Below are 20,702 nucleotides of genomic sequence, written 5' to 3'. Positions count from 1 at the left end.
CAAGCCGATGCGGTTTTGCGGGCCGACCACCGAGGAGGGGTTGTGATATGGATCGTCGTCAGTCGGGCCGATCAGGCCTCGGCACACATCGGCGAGCAGCTGCGCGACCGCGAGGGCTGGACGACACACGTCGACGAAAGCCGACCGGATGCCGACGGCGGCGGTGAGTTTTATCGACGGAAGGGATTCGAACTCAGGAGCTTCGAGCCGATCCACGTCGAACTCGACTCGCCCGAAGACGCCTTCAGCGACCCCGAAAAACTCGATTTCCTCGTGTTCGTCTCGAAACATGCCGGTGAGACGGGCGAACTCTTGACCGCCCACTTCACGGGTAACTTCGGACCCGCCGACTACGGCGGCCAACCGGGGTCGTTCGCCCGCGCCGCGCCGGGCGTCCAGAAGGCCGTCGTCGCGGCCCTCGACCGGCATGCACCCGAGGGGTACGACGTCGGCATCGAGTGTACCCACCACGGGCCGACCGCTCCCGAAGTCCCCTCGCTGTTCGTCGAACTCGGGAGTAGCGAGACCGAATGGGCCGACCCCGACGGGGCGCGAGCAGTCGCCGATGCAGTACTCGATCTCCAGGACGCAGCAGCCGACCACCGGCCGGTCGACGACGAGCCACCTCGCCACGTCGTCGGCTTCGGCGGCGGCCACTACACCCCACGCTGTACCCGGATCGTCGCCGACAGCGAGTGGGCCGTCGGCCACATCGGGTCGGACTGGCAACTGGAGGCGATGGGCGACCCGGAAGCAAACCGCGAGGTGATCGACGCCGCTTTCGAGGCCAGCGCGGCCGAACTGGCGGTCGTCGATGGGGAGAAACCGGAGCTCGAAGCCGTCATCGACGATCTCGGCTACCGAGTCGTCTCCGAGACGTGGCTCCAAACAGTCGAGAGTCGGCCCCTCCCGGTGGTTTCGGCGCTCGAAACCGCGCTGTCGACGGTCGAAGACGGCCTTCGGTTCGGCGACGTATCGATCGGAGCCGACGGCGAGTGGCTCGCCGTCGAGTTGCCCGACGAACTGATCGGAGCCGCAAACGGCGTCGACACCGACACCGTCTGGGAGGCCATCACCGAGAACACTGTCGCCTTTGAGACCGTCGAGGGTGGCACCCTCCCGGCCGGGCATGCCGCGGTGGCGACAACCGACGACTTCGACCGGCTCGTCGAGCGGCTTGTCGGCCTGCTCGACTCGAAATATCAGACTGTCGAGCGAACCGACGGCGAGGTCGTCGCCCGACAGACGAGCTTCGACCCCGGGAAGGCCGCCACCCTCGGGGTACCGGAGGGACCAAAGTTCGGGAAACTCGCCGCAGGCGAGGCCGTGACCGTCAACGGGAAGACGGTCGAACCCCACGTCGTCGAGAGCCAGCAGGTCGACCGGTTCGATCTCTCGCGGCCGGAAATTCGGGAAGCCGACAGATAGAGTCCGACGACTGTCTGACAAATGGGGAAAGATAAATACGCTCGGTCTGCAAGGCACGGTTATACTGATGGACTCTATCGTTGAGGACGCGATCGACGAGGCCGAGGATGGCGAGGGCGAGGCATCCGAGGAACTCACCGGGACCAGCCCCTCCGGCGGCGCGCCACAGTCCGGGACCATGACCGACGACGAACTGAAGGACGTCCTCCAGGACCTCCAGACCGATATCACGGTCGTCGGCTGTGGCGGCGGTGGCGGCAACACCGTCAACCGGATGCACGAAGAGGGGATTCACGGTGCCAAGTTGGTCGCCGCGAACACCGACGTACAGCATCTCGTGAACATCGAGGCCGACACCAAGATCCTGATGGGCCAACAGAAAACCCAAGGACGCGGTGCTGGCTCGCTCCCACAAGTGGGTGAAGAAGCCGCCCTCGAAAGCCAAGAGGAGATCTACGACGCCATCGAAGGCTCGGATATGGTCTTCGTTACTGCGGGTCTCGGTGGGGGAACCGGCACCGGATCGGCTCCCGTGGTCGCCAAAGCCGCCCGTGATTCGGGTGCACTTACCATCTCGATCGTCACCACGCCCTTTACCGCCGAGGGAGAGGTCCGACGCACCAACGCCGAGGCCGGACTCGAACGGCTTCGGGACGTGAGTGACACGGTCATCGTCGTTCCCAACGACCGACTCCTGGATGCGGTCGGCAAGATGCCGGTCCGTCAGGCCTTCCAGGTCAGCGACGAGGTGCTGATGCGCTCGGTCAAGGGGATTACCGAGCTCATAACAAAGCCCGGGCTTGTCAACCTCGACTTCGCTGACGTGCGGACCGTCATGGAGAAAGGCGGCGTCGCCATGATCGGCCTCGGCGAGTCAGACTCGGAGTCCAAAGCCCAAGATTCGGTCAAAAGTGCCCTCCGTTCTCCCTTGCTTGATGTCGACATCTCCGGTGCGAACTCTGCGCTGGTCAACGTCACTGGTGGCAACGATATGTCCATCGAGGAGGCCGAAGGCGTCGTCGAGGAGATCTACGACCGGATCGACCCCGACGCCCGGATCATCTGGGGGACCTCGATCGACGAGGAGCTCGAAGGCAGTATGCGGACGATGATCGTCGTCACCGGCGTCGACTCCCCACAGATCTACGGCAGCAGCGAGACCGTCAAGAGCCGCACACAAGACACCCAAGCAGCCGCCGCCTCGGAGTCGGTCGAGGAGTCAGACGATATCGACTACGTCGAGTAATCGAACGGTCGAGGGTTCGGTCCCGGCGAGAGGCTTTTTTGAGCGAACTACTGGTCGAGAGTGATGTTCGGGCACGCGCAGTACCAATAGATAGAAAAAGCCCGACACCTAACGACCGGCTACCATGAACGTTCCGTACGATCTCAACAGCTACATTCGCGTACTGAAACTGGCGAGTACGCCCTCGTGGAACGAGTTCTCGCAGGTCTCGAAGATCGCCGGTGCCGGGATCATCCTGATCGGGATTATCGGCTTTATTATCTTCGCGATCATGAGCTTCCTGCCCGGTGGTGTCTGATGGGTATTTACGCCGTCAAAACCACCGCGCGACAGGAGCAAACCGTCGCCGACATGATCGCAACCAAGGAGGAAGACGAGATCCACGCCGTCCTGTCGCCGGATTCGCTCACTAGCTACGTGATGGTCGAGGCTGACGGCACGGCGGCCCTCGAACGGCTCTTCGACGAGATACCCCACGCTCGCTCGATCGTCCCCGGCGAGTCCGGCCTCGCCGAGGTCGAACACTTCCTCTCGCCCACCCCGGACGTCGAGGGGATCGCCGAGGGCGACATCGTCGAACTCATCGCCGGTCCCTTCCAAGGCGAGAAGGCCCGTGTCCAGCGGATCGACGAGGGCAAAGATCAGGTGACCGTCGAGCTCTACGAGGCGACCGTCCCGATCCCGGTGACGGTCCGCGGCGACCAGATCCGCGTGCTGGACAGCGAGGAGCGGTAGCTCCTCGGGCCGTGCGAGTAGCGAGAGATTCGAAGAATCTCTCGGACCATGCGAACGGGTGCGAAGCACCCGTGAGCAGACGGCAACGCCGCGAGCAGATAGTGAGGAACGGTAGTTCCTCGGTCGACTGAGAACTTTTTTAAAATTGGCAGCTCCCAGATGTCCCTCCCGAGTTAGGAGAGGTCGACTGGTGTGCCACTGGTCGCGCTCTCGTAGAGCCCGTCGATCACGCGCATATTCGCGATTGCCTCCGCACCGTCGGTCAGTGGCTGGCTGTCGTTCTCGACACAGTCGGCGAACCCTTCGACCTCCAGTCGGTACTGGTCGACCGGGTCGAACTGCTCGGTGTGGCGCTGGCCATCGACCTCGTAATCGAGTTCGAGTGCCTCGTCGGTCGGGACGTCGAAGGCATCAGGGACCTCGATCCAGCCGTTCGTGGCCTCGATCCGGTAGCGTTGGACTTTAGGCGTATCGAACCCGGAAGCAATTCGAGCCGACGAGCCGTCGTCGTACTCGAGGACGCCCGCGAGTTCGGTGTCGACGCCTGTCCCTCGGGAATCGTCGGAGTGGGCGTAGACGCGGTCGGGTTCGCCCAAGAACTGCCGGGCAGCCGACACGGCATAACAGCCGACATCCATCAGACTCCCCCCGGCAAGCGTCGGATCGAGTCGGATGTCGTCCGGATCGCCGTACAGCGAAAACTTGAACGAGGCCGACACCGACCGGACCTCGTCGAGAGCGGTGTCGGCGAGTTCGATGGCCCGCTCAGTGCGGGGATGGTATCGGTACATAAACGCCTCCATGAGCGTACAGTCGCGCTGCCTGCAGTACTCGACTATCTCACGAGCCTCGTCGGCGTCGACTGTCAGCGGCTTCTCACAGAGCACGTCGAGCCCGGCGTCGGCGGCCCGGCGGATCCACTCGGCGTGCAGCCCGTTCGGGAGCGGGATGTAGACCGCATCGATCCCGGTGTCGTCGAGCAGCGCCTCGTAACTGCCGTAGTGACGCGGGATCGAGAACACCTCGGCGACCGCCGCCGCGCGCTCGCGGCTTCGTGAAGCGATCGCACCGACCTGATGCTCGCTGGCAGTAATCGCAGGTAGGACGTCCTTGCGAGCGATTCCGGCAGTGCTGAGTACGCCAAATTCCATGCACGGAGGAGACAACACCGGTAGTAAAGATCTGTGATTTTCGTGAAGGATCTAGTATCGCTTACAGGGTAAGGCGAGCGCTGGCCGGTGAGCGTTACTCGATCTGCTTTGAGGGCGTATCGAGTTGGTCGACGACAGCGTTGAGATCGGCCGTGGCCTCGACTTCGGCCTGGATCTCCTCGCGGCGACGGACGGCCGCCGAGTCGGCGTCGTAGGCCCGGACGTACTGGGCGCGGGTGTGTTCGTCGAAGACATGCCGGATCGCGAAGTAGCCGTCCGGAATGAGTGTCCCACAGACCTGACACTCGTGTTTGTCATGTTCGGTCGTCTGATGGATAATCAGCGACTCTACGTCCTCGAATCCCTGTTCACAGTCGCCGATTCCACAGCGCCAGCCGGACATATATAGGGGGTTGCCCGCAGGGCCTATAACGGTTTTCGTGCGTCAGACGGCCATTGTAGTCGCTCCCGACTGCGTCCAACACGCCGGAAACGGCATCCACTAATGGGAGGAGTCGCTACCTGTCAGTGTGACCGGCTCCGAGCAGACGCGCGTCGACATGCACGTGAAGATCCTCAGCGACGAGGTCGTCGCGCGGGCGAAACGCCGCGGGATCGACGTGCTGGTCTATGCACCTCACTTCACCCGACTCCCGGAGATCAAGCGGACGGCCGCCCGCTACAGTGACGAGGAGCTATTGGTCGTCCCGGCCCGCGAGATATTCACCGGCGACTGGAACAACCGCCGACACCTCCTTGCGATCGGTCTCTCCGAACCGGTTGCGGATTTCATCACCTTCGAGGCTGCGATGGCCGAATGTGAAAGACAGGCCGCAGCCGTGGCAGTGCCCCATCCCTCCTTTATGAACGTCAGCCTCACGTGGGCGGAAATCCGTGCCCACGCGGATCGCATCGACTGTGTCGAAACCTACAACGCCAAACTACTTCCCCACCAGCGACGCCGAGGCCAACGTATCGCCGCCGACCTCGACCTCCCGGGTTTCGGCTCCTCGTATGCCCATCTGCCGTCGACGGTCGGCGAGGCCTGGACGCTGTTCGAGACCGATATCGACAGCGAAGCGGCACTCGTCGAGGCACTCGAAACGGCAGCCCCCCGGCGCGTCCAGCATCGGGCAGGCATTGGCCATCGGGCCCGCGGGCTCGTGGAATTCAGCCATCTGCTCTACGAAAACAGCTGGAAGAAAGTCGACCGACTGCTGCTGTCGGGCGACGAGCCAACCCATCCACGAAATCTCGTCTACGAGGGTCGGTTCGACGATGTCAGCGTGTATTGAGCCTCAGTAACCTGTGTTTTTCCACCGGTAGCCTCAGGCTACCGGGTTCGTCACTTCGTAGGAGACGTTGCCGTCGCGGAGCGCGTCGGTCACCCGGCCCATGGTATCGGTCGAAGCGACGACGACAACGCGTTGTCCAACGGCGGCGGCCGCGGCAGCGACCTCGCCAGCCGCGACTGTTACCGCCGGTTCGCGGTCGGCCTGCCGAAGCGAGACGACGGCCTCGACGCCCGCCGCGACGACGAGGTCCGCAGTTGCGCAGCTATCGGCGAGTTGGTCGGTGTCGACGGCTCGACTGCCACCATCCCTGGCTGGCGGAATCTGGATGACAGTGACCGTCCCGGCAGTCATATCGATGACACCCTCGAAGGAGGTCACACTCACGTCGGTTCCTTCGTCGGCGTCGGTCGTCGCCACGCCGGTCGCAGGGCCGGATTCTCCCGGCGTTGCGTGGAGCAGCCCGTCCTGGACCGAGATGGTGACCGCTTGGCCCGCCTCGATCTGGGCGGTTGCGATGGCGGTGTCCTCCTGGACGGTGCCCAGCACGTCGCCGGTGACGTGGTCGGCGAACCGCTGGAGGGATTTGGCCTCCTGGAACAGCCAGTCGACGCCCTCCTTGGTCACGGAGTAGCGCGATCGACCCTCCTTGGTCACGAGGTCGTCGTCGACCAACTCGCGGATGTACTCACTGACCGCCTGACTGGTGACGCCGACCGCGTCGGCGATCTCGCCTTGGCTCACCGCGGGCTGTCGGTCGGCGATCTCGACGAGCACCCGAAATCGGGTGGCGGTTCGCTTGTCGGCCAGCGCATCGCTCATATCCCCTTGTCCGTGCGGGGGCATTAAAAGCCCCGCGGGCACGCGCCGACGGTGGCATTTTAGGCACTGCCTTCCGAGCGGTCGGTGTGGACGAGTTGGCCTTTCGTGATCGGGCGGTCTATCTCCCGGCGACCGAGACGCTGGTGGTGGCGGATCTCCACCTCGGCCGCGAGGCCGTCTCGAACGTTGCGGCCCCGCTCGGCGAGCGGCGCGACCTGCTCGATCGGCTGTCGCGGCTCCGCTCGCTTTTCGACCCGACGACAGTCGTGTTTGCGGGGGATCTGCTCCATAGCTTTTCGACCGTCCCCGATGGCGTCGAAGAGACCATCGAGGAGCTGTATCTGGAATGTGTCGACGACGGCATTGAGGTGGTCGCCATCGAGGGCAACCACGACCAGTTGTTAGAGACCGTCTGGCCCGCGAGTATCAAGTCGTCGGTGAAACTCGACGACGGCACGGTCGTCTGCCACGGCCATGAGGAGCCGGACCTGGAGGGAAATCGGTATCTGATCGGCCACGATCATCCGGCGATGACCATCGAGGGCGTCAAACGGCCCTGTCTGTGTGTCGACCCGACGGGCTACCGCGGACGCGAACTGGTGGTCCTCCCGGCGTTCACCCGACTCGCTGGCGGTGTCGAACTCAACCGTCTACGCGCCGACGCCCTGCAGTCGCCGCTCGTGTCGTCGGTCGGCTCGCTGCAGCCGACTGTTTGGGACGCCGACACGGAGCAAACGCTTCGATTCCCGCCACTCGGAGAGTTCCGTCGGCTGCTCTGAGATCGACTTGGCAAGACATGTCGAGAATCTAGCCCACATTCATAATTCCATCCGCCGAGTTTTTAATTAACTATAATGCAGTTTAGAGAGAACGGTCGTATGGACTATGGACGCAGCTAGACTCCACGAGTACACGGACGATATGTCGAACGGGCTATCAATTGACGACATCGACAAGCCACAGGTACAGCACAGCGACGACGTCATCGTCGCGGTAGAAGGAGCCGGATGGTGTCAGACTGACAACCATATCATCGAGGGAATGTGGGAGCAGTACGTCCCCCAGCCGCTCCCGATGACACTGGGCCACGAGAACGCCGGAACCGTCGTCGAGGTCGGCGAGGAGGTCGAGTTGGTTTCGGAGGGCGACCAGGTGATCTGCCATCCGGTCCAGACTTGTGGCACCTGCCGACCCTGCCGACAGGGCGAGACGATGTACTGTGAGAACGACGCGTTCAACGGGCTCACTACCGATGGGGGGTTCGCCGAGGAACTCCATACGAGCGAGCGGTCGGTCATCCCGCTGCCCGACGGCGTCGACCCGGCCGACATCGCGCCCCACGCCGACGCGGGGATCACCGCCTATCACGCCGCAAAGAAGGCCGTCGGCGGGCTCAACCCGGGCGACGCCGCGGTCGTCATCGGGGTCGGCGGCCTCGGCCACATCGGCCTGCAGTGTCTCGAATCGATGAGCGCCGCGGACATCGTCGCGGTGGATATCAAACAGTCCGCCCGTGACCTCGCCGACGACCTGGGCGCACACTACACGGTCGACCCCAAAAGCGAGGACGTCGCCGACGCCATCGGCGATATCACCGACGGGACCGGCGCAGCCCAAGTGCTCGATTTCGTCGGGGCCGACGAGACGACGGCGCTGGCCCCCGACATCTGTGCGGCCGGCGGCGACCACCACATCATCGGCTACGGCGGCCACATCCACGAACCCGCACAGGCGCTGGTCAACGGCGAGTTCTCCTTCGTCGGCAACATCGTCGGCCGCTACGCCGAACTCCAGGAGCTGGTCGCGCTGGTCGAACGCGAGGCCGTCGATCTGCACACCACCCGCTACGACCTCGGCGAGATCAACGAGGTCGCCGAAAAACTGGAGCACGGCGAGATCGAAGGCCGGGCCGTAATTACTCCCTAATCGGGATTAAAAGTCTTCTACCACTGCTTCGGCGGCCTTTCGCCCGCTTTTCATCGCGCCCTGAATCGAGGACCACTCGGTGTACTCGCCAGCGAGATAGGTCCGCGGGCCGCCGTCCCGAACGTCCGGCAGCGAGTCGTGGACGCCCGGTGGTTGGGCGAACTGGGCGAACGGAATCCGGTCGGTTGCGAGGGGTTCGAGGCTCTCGAAGCTCCGTTCGGGATACCACGAGTCGAGCGTATCGCGGGTGGTTGCCGCCAGCTCGTCGCTCGGTGTATCGAAGAGGTCCTCGTCCAGGAAGGTCGCATTCAAAAGAAGATCGTCGCCGCTGGCGTACTCAGGGGCGACCTCCGAGATCGGGACGACCGTATTGGGCTTAGTGCCGCCTGCATTGAGGAGAAGTCGTTTGCCGGTGTCGAGCGGCGAGCCGCCGGAAAGCCGGTAGTACTGGGTGACACAGCCGACGCCCTCGGTCGGGATATCGTCGTTGCCGGTGAGCCGGGCGGCAACTGTGGGTGGCGTGGCGACGACGACCGCGTCGACCGCGCGTCGATCCTCGTCGGTGACGACAACGGCGTGTCGGCGCTTCGGTTTGAGTTCAGTCACCGCTTCACCGGTTTCGATGGTTGCGCCTGCCTCGGCAGCGCGGGCGGCCAGTTGGCGGGTGATCTCGCCCATCCCGCCCGCGGGGAGGACGCTCCGGCCGTCGCTGAGGGCCTTAAACGTGTACTCGAAGACCCGCTTCGAAGTGCCCAGTGAGCGGTCGAGAGTGATCCCGCCGTAAAAGGGGGCGATGAAGTTCGACAGATACCGCTCGGAAAAACCCCACTCGCGGAGCCACTCGCGGATCGAGGCGTCGGGACGCTCCAGGAGCGACTCGTAGTCCCGCCCCGAGAGGTCCTGCCGGAGTGCGAGGGTTCGGAGCTTGTCGCTGAAGGAGACCTCGCTGTTGGTCAGGCTCTCGACGGTGGCTTTCGGGTCACCCAGGGGGTCCGAAAGCACAGACCGCTGGCCAGGGCGGGCGATCACGGCACCCGGTTTAAATGGCCGGAGATCGAGGGCGTCGAGATCCAGTTCCCGTTGGACCGCCGGGTAGGCGGTAAACAGGACCTGAAACCCGTAGTCGAGGGTACAGCCCTTGTGCTGGCGTGATCGCACACGGCCACCCACCGTCTCGCGCTGTTCGTACACCGTCACGTCCGCACCCGCCTCGGCGAGGTGTCGTGCGGCGACGAGTCCGGCCAGCCCGCCACCAACGACGACAACAGAACGACTCATACCTGCCGGTTCGGGCGGCCGATACAAAGAAACTGCTACTATCGGATCACAACGACTTTCGGAGTGCTCGGAGCCAGCCGACGATGGGATCGACGGCTGCATCGCCGAGGACGGTATCGAGATGTGAGACACCGTCGAGAACCTCGACGCTAGCTGCCTCCCGGTCGGTAAACAGTGGTTCGTAGGCGGCAGCGTCGGCTGTCACGTCGGCGGTGCCAGCGACCGTCAGCGTGGGTGCGTCAACCATCTCACTGACCGCTCCCTCGTTGGGCGTGTACGACGCCATAAGTCGATAGGTGTGTTCGAGCGTCGTACTGTCGTCACGAACCGATTCGGGAATATCGAACTCGACGGTCGTCATCTCGCTGTAGTTGTCGAGCCCGAACCCGGTGAGCACCCGGAGCATGACGATCCGGTCGCCGTAGAAGTTCGCCCAGCCGCCGAGCCCCTGCCGTGTCGTCGGGGCGTCAGGGCCGAGATACGGAGCCAAAAGCAGGTAGCCGTCGGCGAGCGAGCCGGTAGATGGGGCCGCAAAGCGAACCACGATCCCGCCGCCGGTCCCGTGTCCACCGATGACGACGTTCGCATCGGGATACATCAGGCCGACGCTATCGATGAGGTGTCTGAGATCGTCCTCGTACTGTCCGATATAGCTGATATCGCCGCGCGTGTTCGGATTCGGCCCGTGGCCACGCAGATCCGGCGTGATGACGTGTGCAGCCCCGGCGTCCGAAATCGCGGTCGCCAACGGTTGGAGGGTACGACTGTCGAAGGCGGCCGTATGGAGGAGGATCAACGCGATATCCGCATCGTCGGCGTCGTACCGGCGATAGGTCGGGAAGGGCCGTTCGTCGGTCCGATAGTTCTGTCGGTCCGGCAGTGCTGCCTCATCGATTCGGTCGAGGCCATCGAAATCCAGCGTTCCCTCCGGAGGGTCGCCACCGAGACAGCCAGCGAGCCCGGCGACGAGTGCCGTGCCACCGAGCTGTAGCGTTCGCCGTCGCGTCGGCGAAGAGTCCATACGCTGACCATCTGCAGATGGTATATAATTGTTGGTATGTTATTATTGATATTGGTAATTCGGGCGTTCGATCGACACCGCCCTGGAGACGGGAAGGGCTTAGTTAGTTCCGTGGTAACCAAGCCTATGGAGCTGACTCCGGCGTTTTCTGGACTCGTCTGCACCGATTGTGGGTCGAATTTTACCGTCGATGTCGACCAGCGGTGCCCCGACTGTGAGGGGGTCCTGGAGCCGACCTACGAGTACGATTCGGTCACACCGGCGGACCTCTTCGATGGGGGAACGACAACCGGACAGTGGCGGTTCGACGCGCTGCTGCCGTTTGGGCGCGACAGTGCGGTCACGGCCGCCGAAGGGGAGACCCCGCTCGTTGCGGCCGACCGGCTGGTCGACGAACTCGGTGTCGGCGAAGTCTATATCAAAGACGAGGGGAGAAATCCGACCGGTACGGTCTACGACCGGGGGATGAGCCTCGCGGTGACCGCGCTGTCGGATCACGACGATCCCGACTCGCTCGAACCGCTGGCGCTCGCCTCGACCGGCAACAGCGGGCAGTCGGCGGCGGCCTACGTCGGCCGACTCGGCCTCCGCTCGTACGCCTTCGTCCCCTCGCGGTCGGCGTTTTCGAACAAGGCGATGATCAACGTCCACGGCGGCCAGATGCGGGTGGTCGGCGGCCGGTACGCCGACGCCGCCAGCGCGGTCGACGACCAGTTAGCCACCGACTACTACTCGCTGCAGGAGTTCACCACCCCGTACCGCCACGAGGGAGCCAAGACGGTCGCCTTCGAGCTGTACGCCGATCTCGATGAGTTGCCCGACGTGGTGTTCATCCCGACGAGCACGGGCGAACTCGTCGCCGGGATCGCCAAGGGGTTCGAGGAGCTAACCGAGATCGGGGCGACCGAGGAGACCCCGACGATCGTCGCGGTCCAGCCGACCAGCTGTGGACCGATCGCCGCGGCCTTCGACCGTGGCCTCGACGAGCCCGAGCCCTGGGCCCATCCGGATACGATTATCGGGGAACTGGAGGTGACAGATCCGGCTGGCGGAGCCGAAGCAGTCGACGCCCTCCGCCGACTCGACGGCGCGGCGGTGACCGTCGACGACAGCGACAGCCTCGAATCGGCGACAGCGATCGCCCAACACGAAGTCATCGAGATGGGCGCGGCGGGCGGGGCGGCCGCCGCGGGGGCATGGAACTGGCAGGAAGCCGATCAGTTTTCGGGCGACGAAACCGTCGTCCTGCTCAACACCGAATCGGCGGTCAAAACGCCCGATGTGCTGCGGAGCCACCTGATGGGACAGGGCGTCTGAGTCGGCCGACCCGGTAGCTATTTGCCGCCGACACCGATAGGGAAGATATGTTCAGCGACGTGATGGAGGACTACCTGAAGGCGATCTACGTGCTTCAGGCCGAGGGCGATCCGCCCGTCTCGACGTCGGCGATCGCGGAGTACCTGGACAAGACACCGCCGACGGTCACCAGCATGGTCGGCAAGCTCGAAGACCACGCGTTGGTCGACCGCGAGAAATACAAGGGCGTCGAGCTCACACCGGAGGGAGAGACCGTCGCCCTCGAAGTGATCCGTCACCACCGGCTGTTGGAGACCTATCTGACCGAACAGCTCGACTACTCCTGGAGCGAGGTCCACGAGGAGGCTGACCGGCTCGAACACCACATCTCCGAGGAGTTCGAGCGCCGGGTCGCCGAAGCACTCGACTATCCGACTGTAGACCCCCACGGCGATCCGATCCCGGATGCAGATCTCGAACCGCTCGGCGAGGACGAATCGGTTGCCCTCAGCGAGTTCGCCGAGGACGACCACGTCGTCGTCACCCGCGTTTCCGACCGCAACGACGAGGAACTCGCGTATCTCGAAGACGCGGGCATCACCCCGGGGACCGAACTCGTCGTCGACGATATCGCTCCCTTCGGGATGATGACCGTCCGAACACCTGAGGGCCGCGAGCAGAGCCTCCCCGAATCGGTCGCCCGCTCGATCCGGGTCGAACCGGCCCTCGAAGAGACTGTCTAAGGCGACATCGGGGCAGTAGTTGGCGACTACGGTGGCACATGGGCGGCGGAGACACAAACAGTTTCACGGGCGGCCCCCGTTGGGGCGACCATGTTCGACAAGTCGACGTGGATCAAACTCCCCCGCAACGTCGTCGTCGGCCACGGCGTGGTCGACGAGCTCGGGGAGACGATCTCCGACCTCCATCTCACCGGCGAGCCGCTGATCATCACGAGTCCGACCCCCAACGAGCTGGCGGGCGGCCTGGTTCGCGCCCAGGTCCCCGAATCGGCGACGATCATCGTCGAGGAGGCGAGTTTCGAGTCGATCGAACGGGTCATCGAGACCGCCCAAGCCCAGGCGGCCGACTACCTCATCGGTCTCGGCGGCGGCAAACCGATCGATATCGCCAAGATGGCCGCCGACGAGATCAACTGCGGGCTCGTTTCCTTGCCGACTGCCGCCAGCCACGACGGCATCGTCTCCGGTCGGTCGTCGATCCCCGAGGGCGACAGCCGCCACAGCGTCGCTGCCGATCCGCCGCTGGCGGTCGTCGCCGACACCGAGATCATGGCCAAAGCCCCCTGGGAGCTGACGACCGCGGGCTGTGCCGATATCATCTCGAACTACACCGCCGTCCAGGACTGGCGACTGGCCAAGCGCCTGAAAAACGTCGAGTACTCCGAGTACGCCGGGGCGCTTTCGGAGATGACCGCCGAGATGCTGGTCGACAACGCCGACTCGATCAAACCCAACCTCGAAGAGTCCGCCTGGATCGTCGTCAAGGCGCTGGTCTCCTCCGGCGTGGCGATGTCGATCGCGGGCTCCTCGCGTCCGGCCTCGGGGGCCGAACACCTCATCTCCCACCAGTTGGATCGGATCGCCCCCGGTCAAGCACTCCACGGCCATCAGGTCGGCGTCGCCTCGATCATCACCGAGTACCTCCACAACGGCGACGGCGGCCAGTGGCGCGCGATTCGGGACGCGCTCAAGAGCATCGACGCACCCACCACCGCCGCCGAAATCGGCATCAGTGACGACGATCTCCTGGAGGCGTTGACGACCGCCCACGAGATCAGAGACCGGTATACGATCCTCGGCAACGGCGTCAGTCTCGATGCCGCCTACGAGACCGCAGCTGTGACGGGTGTTATCGACCGCCAGTAAGGGCTCACCGGATGGGAATCCGAAGACCGATAGGCTGGGAGTCCTAACTGTCAGTATGGACACTCCGTTGGTCGACGGTCCGGCTCGGTCCCATCCGAAGGCCGTCACCGCACTGCTGTCGGTTGTCGGCTACGCGGCTGTCGTCGGTGCCTTTGTCGTGCCGTCGGTCCAAGCACTGTTTCCGACGCTGAGTCTCTCGCAGGTCAACCTGCTGGCGGACGCCATCGCGGTCGTCAACTCGATCGCGGTCGTCCTGCTCTGTCTGGGCTGGTACTGGATTCGGCAGGGCGAGGTCGAAAAACACGCCCATGCGATGGTAAGCTCGTTCGTGCTCATCCTGTTGTTCCTCTCGATGTACCTCCCGAAGGTCGCCGGTGGCGGCACCAAGGAGTTCGTGCTCGATTCGGCCTACGCGTGGGTGCCGCTGTGGGAGTGGGTGTATCCGGCCTACCTGCTCATGTTGGCGATCCACATCCTGCTGTCGATCCTGGCGGTGCCGCTGGTACTGTATGCGATCGTTCTCGGGCTCACCCACACCCCCGAGGAGCTGCGGACCGAGACGCCACACCGCCGTGTCGGCCGGATCGCCGCGGGTTCGTGGATCCTCTCGCTTTTCCTCGGCGTCGTGACCTACCTCCTGCTCAATCACCTCTATGCATGGGAGTTCGCCCCGGCCTGATGAGTTCTCGACAGTGCTCTCAGGAGGTTTTTATTCATCAGTACCGAAAGGTAGCCTGTGACTAACCGGAGCAAGGCGGAGGAGTGAGAATGCGCGTTACGCTCAGCGGCGGCGACCAAGGGCTTCGAGAGCGCCTCGGCTCGGTCGTCGACATCGTGTGTGCCGACGATGAGGACCCAACGCTCGTAATTACCGTCGGCGAGGAGCCGCTCTCGGCGGCCGCCGCACGCAGCGAGCAGCGACCGGTGGTACCGGTCGGCCTCGATGCGGCGTGGAGCCCGTCCCGCGAGGTACTCCCGGAGCTGCTCGCGTCGCTGACCGACCGATCAGTGCCGACCGTCGAGGCTCACCCGCTGGTCGTCTCGGCCGACGGGACGCAGTCGACGGCGGCCTTCGACACGACACTAGTCACCAGCGAACCGGCCCGGATCTCCGAGTACGCCGTATCTGTGGACGGTCGCCAGCACGCGGCGTTCCGTGCGGACGGTGTCGTCGTCGCCAGCCCGCTGGGGAGCCACGGTTACAACCGCGCGGCGGGTGGGCCACAGCTCGGGTTCGGCACCGGCCTCGCGGTCGTCCCCATCGCACCGTTCGCCACGATCGCCGACGCGTGGGTCGTCGAGCCGCCGCTGTCGGTGAGCGTCGAACGCGAGACCGCAGTTTCGGTGTTCGCCGACACCGAGCAGGTCGCCACGGGGGGGTCGGCGCTCACAGTCGAGATCGAAACCGGCCCGTCGATAGCAGTCGTCGACTCCCGGCGGCTGTAGCAATTGGAAAAACTCTAATGAGTCGTTGCCCCAGACATACGTATGGACCCACTGCAGTTTCTCGTTCCGCTGGGCTGGATCGAGACTATCGGACCGATCGTTCCAATCGCCATCCTCGTACTAGTCGTTGCGAACATCGGGGCGCGCATCCTCGAAAACCGGCGACAGTCCTGGCAGATCGAACACGACGAGCCGGTTACGCGACATCCGCTCAACACGTTCACGACGATGGGGATCGTCACCCTCGGCCTGCTTTTCGTCCTCTACCGGCCGATCAGCGGGATGATCATGATGATCCCGATCTTCGGGCTGTTCGTCGCCGACGTCTTCGAGTTCGAGGGGCGACAGGTTGAAGCCGACAACGGCCTCGAATTCGAGTGGCCCAAAGCCACGCTGCTGGCGTCGGGACTCACACTCATCTACGCGATGTACTACGCCCTGACGCCGCTGTACTCGCCGATTCTCGACGCACTCCTCGCCTGATCGGCCGACCCACTTTTCTTATATCACTCACCGCCGACAGCCGCCCTCGACTGTCGGAGCGAACCCGGTGTCGACAAGCAACCGGTCGCGGCACGACACCAACTGGAGAGGGAGCTCTCGATTCGAACGGTCCGCAGTCGGCGAGCGGCTGTCTTTAGTACCGAGTGGCGGGTGAGACGGACAGGTTGTCGACTCCCCGATAGTCAGGCTCAATGTGTCTCGTTCGGGAGACGATATCCCGCGTCAGTGTGGCCGTCTGCGATCTTGACACCGGCTGCACGCGCATCCGACATGGGTCGTCAGCCGAGACTGTAGTGTTACCACTCCGAATGCGGTTGTCAACGGAGAACGGAGACGGGTTAGCTCGATTCCCGTCGACTTTCGATCGCCGCAGCGGCTTCACGCCCGGCCGGGATGAGGATCCAGAACGTCAGTGCCCCGAGGATCGCCGTCCAGAGGAAGACGTCGATGAGGAAAATCGAGATCGCATCGAACACGTTGCCCGGCTCCGGCGGCGGAGCGATCAGTTGGTTCGTCATGAAAAACGACGGCGTCTGATACCAGCCCGCAAGCACCATCCAGACGAGCCCTGCTCCGGTCAGGATGCCGAACCCTTTGATGAACTCATCAGCCATTGTTTGATTCTTCGTCGGCGTCCTCTTGAGCGTTTCCCATTCCCGCAGCCCGGAACCGGCTACTCAGGATGAAGACGCCCGATCCGAAGGCCATCAGCCCCAGACCGGCGATCGCGAGTAGCCCACCCAACAGGTCCTGGTTCGGCGTGACTCCGACGGCTTCGATCGCCGAGACGATCAGGTTCCGGAGCACGCTTACCTGCAAGGTCGCGGCGTCCAGGAGAATAAACCCGGCCAGAATACTCGCCGCCGCGATCAGCGTCGAAAACACCGTGATCGTCTTATAAAGCCGCAACGGGACGACGACATCGCGTCGACCCCCCTCGTCGGTGTCGGTCGCTGCGGTGCCGCGGCCCTCGGTGGCGGCATCTGAATCGCTCATAGGAAGAAAACGGGTCGAGACGTATATTTATCCGGCGTTTCTCGCCTATTTCGGCGGCCGAAGCATGTAGTACCGGCGGTTGAGCCCGTACATGTAGCCCTCGCGCATCGTCTTGAGGACGGCGTAGGTGATGATCCCTGCGACGACCGGGAAGACGAACACGATGTTGAGCTGGAGCGGTAGCGGGATCGGGATCAGGTTCTGGACCGCCAGCGCCGCGATCGTGATCGAGAACACCGCCCCGCCAACGCCGATGGCCGCCCAGAACGGCTGTTCGACCGGTCTACGGGCGCTTCCCTTGTTGAGGTAGGGCAGCAGCGCGACCGCGCCGACGACGACGACGTTCGCGAGCACGCCGTAGAGCTGGTCGGACATGATCTTACCGCCCTCAAGGACGGCCAGACCGGGGTTCAGCGGGTTGAGCTTCAGCAGCCCGAACGACCAGTAGAGATACCAGTCGGGCAGGATGATCTCGGGGGTCGAACTCGGGTCCGCCGGGGCTTCGAGGCTCGGCGGCAGCGCCGCCGCGATCAGGACGATCATCCCGACGAAGAACATCGAAATCGAGAGGTTGCGGATGACCTCGTGTGGCCACGTCGGGAAGCCGAGCACGTCGCGTTCGACGTAATCGGACTCGTTGCGGAGGTCCTGGTCTTCTCGGCGGGAGCGTTCGAAGTACTCGTAGGTCAGCCGGGGCAGTCCCGCCTTCCGTTCCTTTCGCTCGCTCCACGTCGGAACCTCGTCGTCCGGCGCGACGATCCCCGTCTCGCCGGAGCCATCGGTTCGAACCGCGTCGTCTGTGGTATCTGTCTCGCTCATTGTCTTAGTGTGGCTCCGCGATCCCCTGCACCCAGACGATGCCGATGTGGAGTGCGATCAGCGCGGTCACCACGAACGGCAGGACGAACACGTGCAGGATGTACATTCGGATGATCGTTGCCTGTCCCAGCGTGAAGCCGCCGAACAGCAGTTGGGCGGCCCACTCCCCGACGATCGGGGTCGCCAGCGCCATCTCGACGCCGATCTGTCCGGCCCAGAAGGCCAGTTGGTTCCACGGTAGCAGGTAGCCAGTATAGCCGAAGACCATCGAGAGGCTGATCAGAATGATACCGAGCAGCCAGTTCAGCTCACGGGGCTCCTTGTAGGAGCCAGTGAAGTACACCCGCAGCATGTGGAGGAAGACCGCCGCCATCATGATCTGGGCGGCCCACCGGTGGATGCTCCGCAGGGCGAAGCCGAACTGGAGTTCGGTCATGATCATCTCGATGGAGGCATACGCCGTGCTCGGATCGCCGACCGCAGATGGCTCGTAGTAGAAGCCCAACAGCGCGCCGGAGACCGCGGCGACGATGTACGCTAGCGTCGAGAAGAATCCCAACGAGTAGAGCGGATACCAGTACCAAAACTTGTTGTCCAGATCGTACTGCTCGGTGTGGCTCTTCGGCATCTGGAGGTTGACCTTATAATAGGCGTTCTCCAGGAGTTCCAGGTAGTCGACGATGCGGAGCCGACGGTCGAGGAACACCAGCGTCGTCAGAAAGACCGACTCGATCGGAGTCAGGTCCTTCGTTTTGAGCCACGCGTTGTGGTCGAAGTCGTCCTTTTTCTCTAAACTCATTGTTATCGTTTGTAGTAGGGGTAGATCGCCCGTTTGACGGTGTCCCAGGCCTGCTCGCTACCGAGCTGTACCCCGTCGGCCTGATCGCTGTCGATGTAGAGGTCCTCCCACTTGCGACGGCGTTTCTTGACGATCATCACGTCCGGGAGGAACTCCTTGCGGTACAGCGCGAGGATGAAGGCGAGATCGATGAAGACCAAGCCGAGAATCGCCCCGAGGAACATGTTCCCGAACTCGGTCCCGGCCCAGCCGGAGACAAGCGCGAAAATGAAAAAGAACACGAGGACGACCTCGACCAGCGTCAACATGACGATCCCGATGGCCGCCGCCGTCGACTCTCTGGCCGGTTCGTAGCGGTGGATGTCGCCGTAGGTACTGCCGGATGACGACATCAGGCACCACCCTGTCCCGTGTTCGGCGATTCACCGTACTTCAGCACGTAGAAGGTGAACACGAGGCTCACCGCGATGCCGAGGAAGCTGGCGATGCCGACGTAGTGTTTCTGGATCGGCACACCCGCGTCGTGGGCGAGGTCCTCGGGCCAGCCACCGGCCGAGCCACCGACCTCGACGGTCGGGACGTCCTCGCCGACGGCGACCGCCCCAAGCATCCCCAGCGAGGCGTGGGGGTCACACTGGTAGTTAGTGATACCCGCGTGCTCTTCGGTGAACTCGAACTCGTAGGTAAAGCCCGCCTCTCCGATCGTCTCGCTTTCGAGCGATGCCGGGCCGTCGGTCGCGACGACGTTGTGGTCGCCACCTTCGCCGGTCCACTCCCAGATCACGGTCGTTCCTGGATCGATCCAAATGCCAGCCGGGCTGAAAGCAACGTTGCCACCGTTGCCGCTGGCGCCGACTTCCACGGTGACCTCGCTTTCGCCACGGAGGTCCTCGATGCCGCCATCAATGCCCTCGAGTTCGGTAAAATCCGGTTGTACCGTCTGGGCGGCAGCCGTTCCGCTCCCTGCGGCAACGGCTGTGGTGGCGGCGGCAGACCCTCCTGCAGTTCGAATGAAATCCCGCCGTTTCATACACCACCAAATCAGCACGCGGCGGGCTTAAACCCACCGACTATCGGTTGGGCCGAACGGGTCGCTACGGCCCTTCAGTCGTGTGATCTCGGCTTTCTCAACTGGCGTCACGAGCAGTCGACTCGGCGTCGGGCTCGCCGCCGGAATCGGCCTGCTCACCACCGTCGATCTCGGCGGCTGGCTCGTGGTCATCGATCCCTGCCGGGCGCTCGAAGCCACCGGTTTCGACGGCTTCGAGTCGGTTTCGGTACTGTTCGGCCCGGAACCGGTCGGAGAGCCGCGCGTTGGCCACAAGCGAGAACAGAAAGAAGCCGACGGCCAAAAATAGCCCGCCGATCACTGGCGCGACGAGGCCGATGTCGGTGACGATCCACGCGCCGATCAGTCCGAGCCCGCCGAGCAGCTGCATCCCGGCGATGAGCTGGATCATGAGATTGCCCAGCTCGCCGGTCTGTTCGGGGACCGCCTCCGGCGAGGGGAGCTGATAGTTTTCGGGTGGGTCGTCGATTTCGTACTCCTCCATCGAACACAGCGCGACCATGGGCTCGACATCCCGGAGGATGCCGCCCTCGCCCTCGACGCTGCCGTCGGGTGCGACCGTCACGTACCCCTCGTCGGAGTACACCAGCAGGCGGTCGACCCCGTCTACGGTCTCGCGTTCGATCACGCCGAAGACGTCCCGGCTGGCGATCTTGTTTTTGAGGTCCGTTTCGAGCCGGTCGAGCAGCTCCGGCCCGGTGATCCAGGAGTCGGCGTCGAAGGCCGCCTCCCACTCCTCGGCGCTCATTTCGGCCATATCCGCGGGCCCGAAGTTATCGAAATCGTATTTCTCGTCGACCTGCTCGCGGAGTGCGTCGAGATCATCGGCCGCAGTGGAATCCGACGGCCCCTCGGCCCCGGCAGCCGACTGCGTATCGGTGGTGGCACCACCATCGCCACCGGCCTCGGCACCGCCATCGGTATCGGCGCGGTCGACCGCCTGATCGTCCGATGAGTCGCTCATTGGCTAGCAGATAGGTCGGAA

At 63.9% G+C, this 20,702-nt stretch carries 25 protein-coding genes; 13 read left to right on the top strand and 12 right to left on the bottom strand.

What is annotated here, in order from left to right:
* The first annotated feature begins 42 nt into the window (after positions 1-42).
* The 4 genes from NO877_RS02585 to NO877_RS02570 all read left to right on the top strand — a co-directional run bounded on the left by NO877_RS02585 (position 43) and on the right by NO877_RS02570 (position 3,409).
* Positions 43-1,428, top strand: a complete 1,386-nt coding sequence (locus NO877_RS02585; protein ID WP_256394731.1) for a D-aminoacyl-tRNA deacylase — start codon at positions 43-45, stop codon at positions 1,426-1,428.
* A gap of 67 nt (positions 1,429-1,495) precedes the next feature.
* Positions 1,496-2,674 (top strand): cell division protein FtsZ, encoded by a 1,179-nt coding sequence (gene ftsZ, locus NO877_RS02580; RefSeq protein WP_256394730.1) that lies wholly within the window; start codon positions 1,496-1,498, stop codon positions 2,672-2,674.
* Between the two features lie 124 nt (positions 2,675-2,798).
* Positions 2,799-2,972, top strand: coding sequence for a protein translocase SEC61 complex subunit gamma (locus tag NO877_RS02575; protein WP_256394729.1), 174 nt, complete (start codon positions 2,799-2,801; stop codon positions 2,970-2,972).
* Positions 2,972-3,409: a transcription elongation factor Spt5 gene (locus NO877_RS02570; RefSeq protein ID WP_256394728.1), complete on the top strand. Its 438-nt coding sequence runs from the start codon at positions 2,972-2,974 to the stop codon at positions 3,407-3,409. Before NO877_RS02575 ends, NO877_RS02570 begins: the two co-directional genes overlap by 1 nt.
* Positions 3,410-3,582: 173 nt before the next feature.
* Here NO877_RS02570 and NO877_RS02565 read toward each other — a convergent pair whose 3' ends face one another.
* Both NO877_RS02565 and NO877_RS02560 read right to left on the bottom strand, forming a co-directional pair.
* On the bottom strand, positions 3,583-4,560 hold the full coding sequence (locus NO877_RS02565) for a Gfo/Idh/MocA family protein (RefSeq protein WP_256394727.1): 978 nt from the start codon (positions 4,558-4,560) through the stop codon (positions 3,583-3,585).
* A 94-nt stretch (positions 4,561-4,654) separates the two neighbouring features.
* Complete coding sequence (locus tag NO877_RS02560; protein ID WP_256394726.1) at positions 4,655-4,963, bottom strand: DUF7565 family protein; 309 nt, start codon at positions 4,961-4,963, stop codon at positions 4,655-4,657.
* 127 nt (positions 4,964-5,090) lie between these two features.
* Between NO877_RS02560 and NO877_RS02555 the strand changes: the two genes are divergently transcribed.
* A complete protein-coding gene (locus tag NO877_RS02555; protein WP_256394725.1) occupies positions 5,091-5,855 on the top strand; it encodes a PHP domain-containing protein in 765 nt (254 codons plus the stop codon).
* A 33-nt stretch (positions 5,856-5,888) separates the two neighbouring features.
* Here the strand turns inward: NO877_RS02555 and NO877_RS02550 are convergent, their stop codons facing one another.
* On the bottom strand, positions 5,889-6,674 hold the full coding sequence (locus NO877_RS02550; protein WP_256394724.1) for a DUF7839 domain-containing protein: 786 nt from the start codon (positions 6,672-6,674) through the stop codon (positions 5,889-5,891).
* A gap of 86 nt (positions 6,675-6,760) precedes the next feature.
* Between NO877_RS02550 and NO877_RS02545 the strand changes: the two genes are divergently transcribed.
* Together NO877_RS02545 and NO877_RS02540 are read left to right on the top strand one after the other, a co-directional pair.
* Positions 6,761-7,453 (top strand): metallophosphoesterase, encoded by a 693-nt coding sequence (locus tag NO877_RS02545; RefSeq protein ID WP_256394723.1) that lies wholly within the window; start codon positions 6,761-6,763, stop codon positions 7,451-7,453.
* 106 nt (positions 7,454-7,559) lie between these two features.
* The gene (locus tag NO877_RS02540; RefSeq protein WP_256394722.1) at positions 7,560-8,600 is read left to right on the top strand and encodes an NAD(P)-dependent alcohol dehydrogenase; all 1,041 of its coding nucleotides are present in this window, start codon (positions 7,560-7,562) and stop codon (positions 8,598-8,600) included.
* A 6-nt stretch (positions 8,601-8,606) separates the two neighbouring features.
* Here NO877_RS02540 and NO877_RS02535 read toward each other — a convergent pair whose 3' ends face one another.
* Complete coding sequence (locus NO877_RS02535; RefSeq protein ID WP_256394721.1) at positions 8,607-9,878, bottom strand: NAD(P)/FAD-dependent oxidoreductase; 1,272 nt, start codon at positions 9,876-9,878, stop codon at positions 8,607-8,609.
* A gap of 46 nt (positions 9,879-9,924) precedes the next feature.
* The gene (locus NO877_RS02530; RefSeq protein ID WP_256394720.1) at positions 9,925-10,899 is read right to left on the bottom strand and encodes an alpha/beta fold hydrolase; all 975 of its coding nucleotides are present in this window, start codon (positions 10,897-10,899) and stop codon (positions 9,925-9,927) included.
* Between the two features lie 126 nt (positions 10,900-11,025).
* On the opposite strand from NO877_RS02530, the gene NO877_RS02525 reads away from it, so the two are divergent.
* From NO877_RS02525 to NO877_RS02500, 6 genes are all read left to right on the top strand, one after another.
* Positions 11,026-12,216, top strand: a complete 1,191-nt coding sequence (locus NO877_RS02525) for a threonine synthase (RefSeq protein WP_256394719.1) — start codon at positions 11,026-11,028, stop codon at positions 12,214-12,216.
* A 47-nt stretch (positions 12,217-12,263) separates the two neighbouring features.
* Complete coding sequence (locus tag NO877_RS02520) at positions 12,264-12,938, top strand: metal-dependent transcriptional regulator (RefSeq protein WP_256394718.1); 675 nt, start codon at positions 12,264-12,266, stop codon at positions 12,936-12,938.
* 90 nt (positions 12,939-13,028) lie between these two features.
* Positions 13,029-14,084 (top strand): NAD(P)-dependent glycerol-1-phosphate dehydrogenase, encoded by a 1,056-nt coding sequence (locus NO877_RS02515; RefSeq protein WP_256394717.1) that lies wholly within the window; start codon positions 13,029-13,031, stop codon positions 14,082-14,084.
* Positions 14,085-14,139: 55 nt separating this feature from the next.
* On the top strand, positions 14,140-14,763 hold the full coding sequence (locus NO877_RS02510; RefSeq protein WP_256394716.1) for a DUF420 domain-containing protein: 624 nt from the start codon (positions 14,140-14,142) through the stop codon (positions 14,761-14,763).
* 89 nt (positions 14,764-14,852) lie between these two features.
* Positions 14,853-15,530 carry an NAD(+)/NADH kinase gene (locus tag NO877_RS02505; RefSeq protein ID WP_256394715.1) on the top strand — a complete coding sequence of 226 codons (678 nt, stop codon included), beginning with the start codon at positions 14,853-14,855 and terminating at the stop codon, positions 15,528-15,530.
* Between the two features lie 42 nt (positions 15,531-15,572).
* Complete coding sequence (locus NO877_RS02500) at positions 15,573-16,013, top strand: DUF7313 family protein (RefSeq protein ID WP_256394714.1); 441 nt, start codon at positions 15,573-15,575, stop codon at positions 16,011-16,013.
* Between the two features lie 359 nt (positions 16,014-16,372).
* On the opposite strand, the gene NO877_RS02495 is transcribed toward NO877_RS02500, so the two are convergent.
* The 7 genes from NO877_RS02495 to NO877_RS02465 all read right to left on the bottom strand — a co-directional run bounded on the left by NO877_RS02495 (position 16,373) and on the right by NO877_RS02465 (position 20,681).
* Positions 16,373-16,648 carry a DUF7314 family protein gene (locus tag NO877_RS02495; RefSeq protein ID WP_256394713.1) on the bottom strand — a complete coding sequence of 92 codons (276 nt, stop codon included), beginning with the start codon at positions 16,646-16,648 and terminating at the stop codon, positions 16,373-16,375.
* A complete protein-coding gene (locus tag NO877_RS02490; protein WP_256394712.1) occupies positions 16,641-17,030 on the bottom strand; it encodes a DUF7315 family membrane protein in 390 nt (129 codons plus the stop codon). Before NO877_RS02490 ends, NO877_RS02495 begins: the two co-directional genes overlap by 8 nt.
* A gap of 45 nt (positions 17,031-17,075) precedes the next feature.
* On the bottom strand, positions 17,076-17,849 hold the full coding sequence (locus NO877_RS02485; RefSeq protein WP_256394711.1) for a cytochrome b family protein: 774 nt from the start codon (positions 17,847-17,849) through the stop codon (positions 17,076-17,078).
* 4 nt (positions 17,850-17,853) lie between these two features.
* The gene (locus tag NO877_RS02480) at positions 17,854-18,648 is read right to left on the bottom strand and encodes a cytochrome b (RefSeq protein ID WP_256394710.1); all 795 of its coding nucleotides are present in this window, start codon (positions 18,646-18,648) and stop codon (positions 17,854-17,856) included.
* Between the two features lie 2 nt (positions 18,649-18,650).
* Positions 18,651-19,040, bottom strand: a complete 390-nt coding sequence (locus NO877_RS02475) for a DUF7318 family protein (protein WP_256394709.1) — start codon at positions 19,038-19,040, stop codon at positions 18,651-18,653.
* Positions 19,040-19,678, bottom strand: coding sequence for a halocyanin domain-containing protein (locus NO877_RS02470; protein WP_256394708.1), 639 nt, complete (start codon positions 19,676-19,678; stop codon positions 19,040-19,042). Before NO877_RS02470 ends, NO877_RS02475 begins: the two co-directional genes overlap by 1 nt.
* A 97-nt stretch (positions 19,679-19,775) precedes the next feature.
* On the bottom strand, positions 19,776-20,681 hold the full coding sequence (locus NO877_RS02465) for a DUF7319 domain-containing protein (RefSeq protein WP_256394707.1): 906 nt from the start codon (positions 20,679-20,681) through the stop codon (positions 19,776-19,778).
* Between the last annotated feature and the right edge of the window lie 21 nt (positions 20,682-20,702).

The sequence above is a fragment of the Halohasta litorea genome (assembly GCF_024494645.1).
GTDB lineage: Archaea > Halobacteriota > Halobacteria > Halobacteriales > Haloferacaceae > Halohasta > Halohasta litorea.
This window is presented reverse-complemented; position numbering and strand designations above follow the sequence as displayed.

What these genes read in the sequence shown, in the direction of transcription:
- ftsZ (WP_256394730.1), top strand. Translation starts at nt 1,496, where the DNA reads ATGGACTCTATCGTTGAGGACGCGATCGACGAGGCCGAGGATGGCGAG.
- NO877_RS02575 (WP_256394729.1), top strand. Translation starts at nt 2,799, where the DNA reads ATGAACGTTCCGTACGATCTCAACAGCTACATTCGCGTACTGAAACTG.
- NO877_RS02570 (WP_256394728.1), top strand. Translation starts at nt 2,972, where the DNA reads ATGGGTATTTACGCCGTCAAAACCACCGCGCGACAGGAGCAAACCGTC.
- NO877_RS02565 (WP_256394727.1), bottom strand. Translation starts at nt 4,560, where the DNA reads ATGGAATTTGGCGTACTCAGCACTGCCGGAATCGCTCGCAAGGACGTC.
- NO877_RS02560 (WP_256394726.1), bottom strand. Translation starts at nt 4,963, where the DNA reads ATGTCCGGCTGGCGCTGTGGAATCGGCGACTGTGAACAGGGATTCGAG.
- NO877_RS02550 (WP_256394724.1), bottom strand. Translation starts at nt 6,674, where the DNA reads ATGAGCGATGCGCTGGCCGACAAGCGAACCGCCACCCGATTTCGGGTG.
- NO877_RS02540 (WP_256394722.1), top strand. Translation starts at nt 7,560, where the DNA reads ATGGACGCAGCTAGACTCCACGAGTACACGGACGATATGTCGAACGGG.
- NO877_RS02535 (WP_256394721.1), bottom strand. Translation starts at nt 9,878, where the DNA reads ATGAGTCGTTCTGTTGTCGTCGTTGGTGGCGGGCTGGCCGGACTCGTC.
- NO877_RS02530 (WP_256394720.1), bottom strand. Translation starts at nt 10,899, where the DNA reads ATGGACTCTTCGCCGACGCGACGGCGAACGCTACAGCTCGGTGGCACG.
- NO877_RS02525 (WP_256394719.1), top strand. Translation starts at nt 11,026, where the DNA reads ATGGAGCTGACTCCGGCGTTTTCTGGACTCGTCTGCACCGATTGTGGG.
- NO877_RS02520 (WP_256394718.1), top strand. Translation starts at nt 12,264, where the DNA reads ATGTTCAGCGACGTGATGGAGGACTACCTGAAGGCGATCTACGTGCTT.
- NO877_RS02515 (WP_256394717.1), top strand. Translation starts at nt 13,029, where the DNA reads ATGTTCGACAAGTCGACGTGGATCAAACTCCCCCGCAACGTCGTCGTC.
- NO877_RS02510 (WP_256394716.1), top strand. Translation starts at nt 14,140, where the DNA reads ATGGACACTCCGTTGGTCGACGGTCCGGCTCGGTCCCATCCGAAGGCC.
- NO877_RS02505 (WP_256394715.1), top strand. Translation starts at nt 14,853, where the DNA reads ATGCGCGTTACGCTCAGCGGCGGCGACCAAGGGCTTCGAGAGCGCCTC.
- NO877_RS02500 (WP_256394714.1), top strand. Translation starts at nt 15,573, where the DNA reads ATGGACCCACTGCAGTTTCTCGTTCCGCTGGGCTGGATCGAGACTATC.
- NO877_RS02495 (WP_256394713.1), bottom strand. Translation starts at nt 16,648, where the DNA reads ATGGCTGATGAGTTCATCAAAGGGTTCGGCATCCTGACCGGAGCAGGG.
- NO877_RS02490 (WP_256394712.1), bottom strand. Translation starts at nt 17,030, where the DNA reads ATGAGCGATTCAGATGCCGCCACCGAGGGCCGCGGCACCGCAGCGACC.
- NO877_RS02485 (WP_256394711.1), bottom strand. Translation starts at nt 17,849, where the DNA reads ATGAGCGAGACAGATACCACAGACGACGCGGTTCGAACCGATGGCTCC.
- NO877_RS02480 (WP_256394710.1), bottom strand. Translation starts at nt 18,648, where the DNA reads ATGAGTTTAGAGAAAAAGGACGACTTCGACCACAACGCGTGGCTCAAA.
- NO877_RS02475 (WP_256394709.1), bottom strand. Translation starts at nt 19,040, where the DNA reads ATGTCGTCATCCGGCAGTACCTACGGCGACATCCACCGCTACGAACCG.
- NO877_RS02470 (WP_256394708.1), bottom strand. Translation starts at nt 19,678, where the DNA reads ATGAAACGGCGGGATTTCATTCGAACTGCAGGAGGGTCTGCCGCCGCC.
- NO877_RS02465 (WP_256394707.1), bottom strand. Translation starts at nt 20,681, where the DNA reads ATGAGCGACTCATCGGACGATCAGGCGGTCGACCGCGCCGATACCGAT.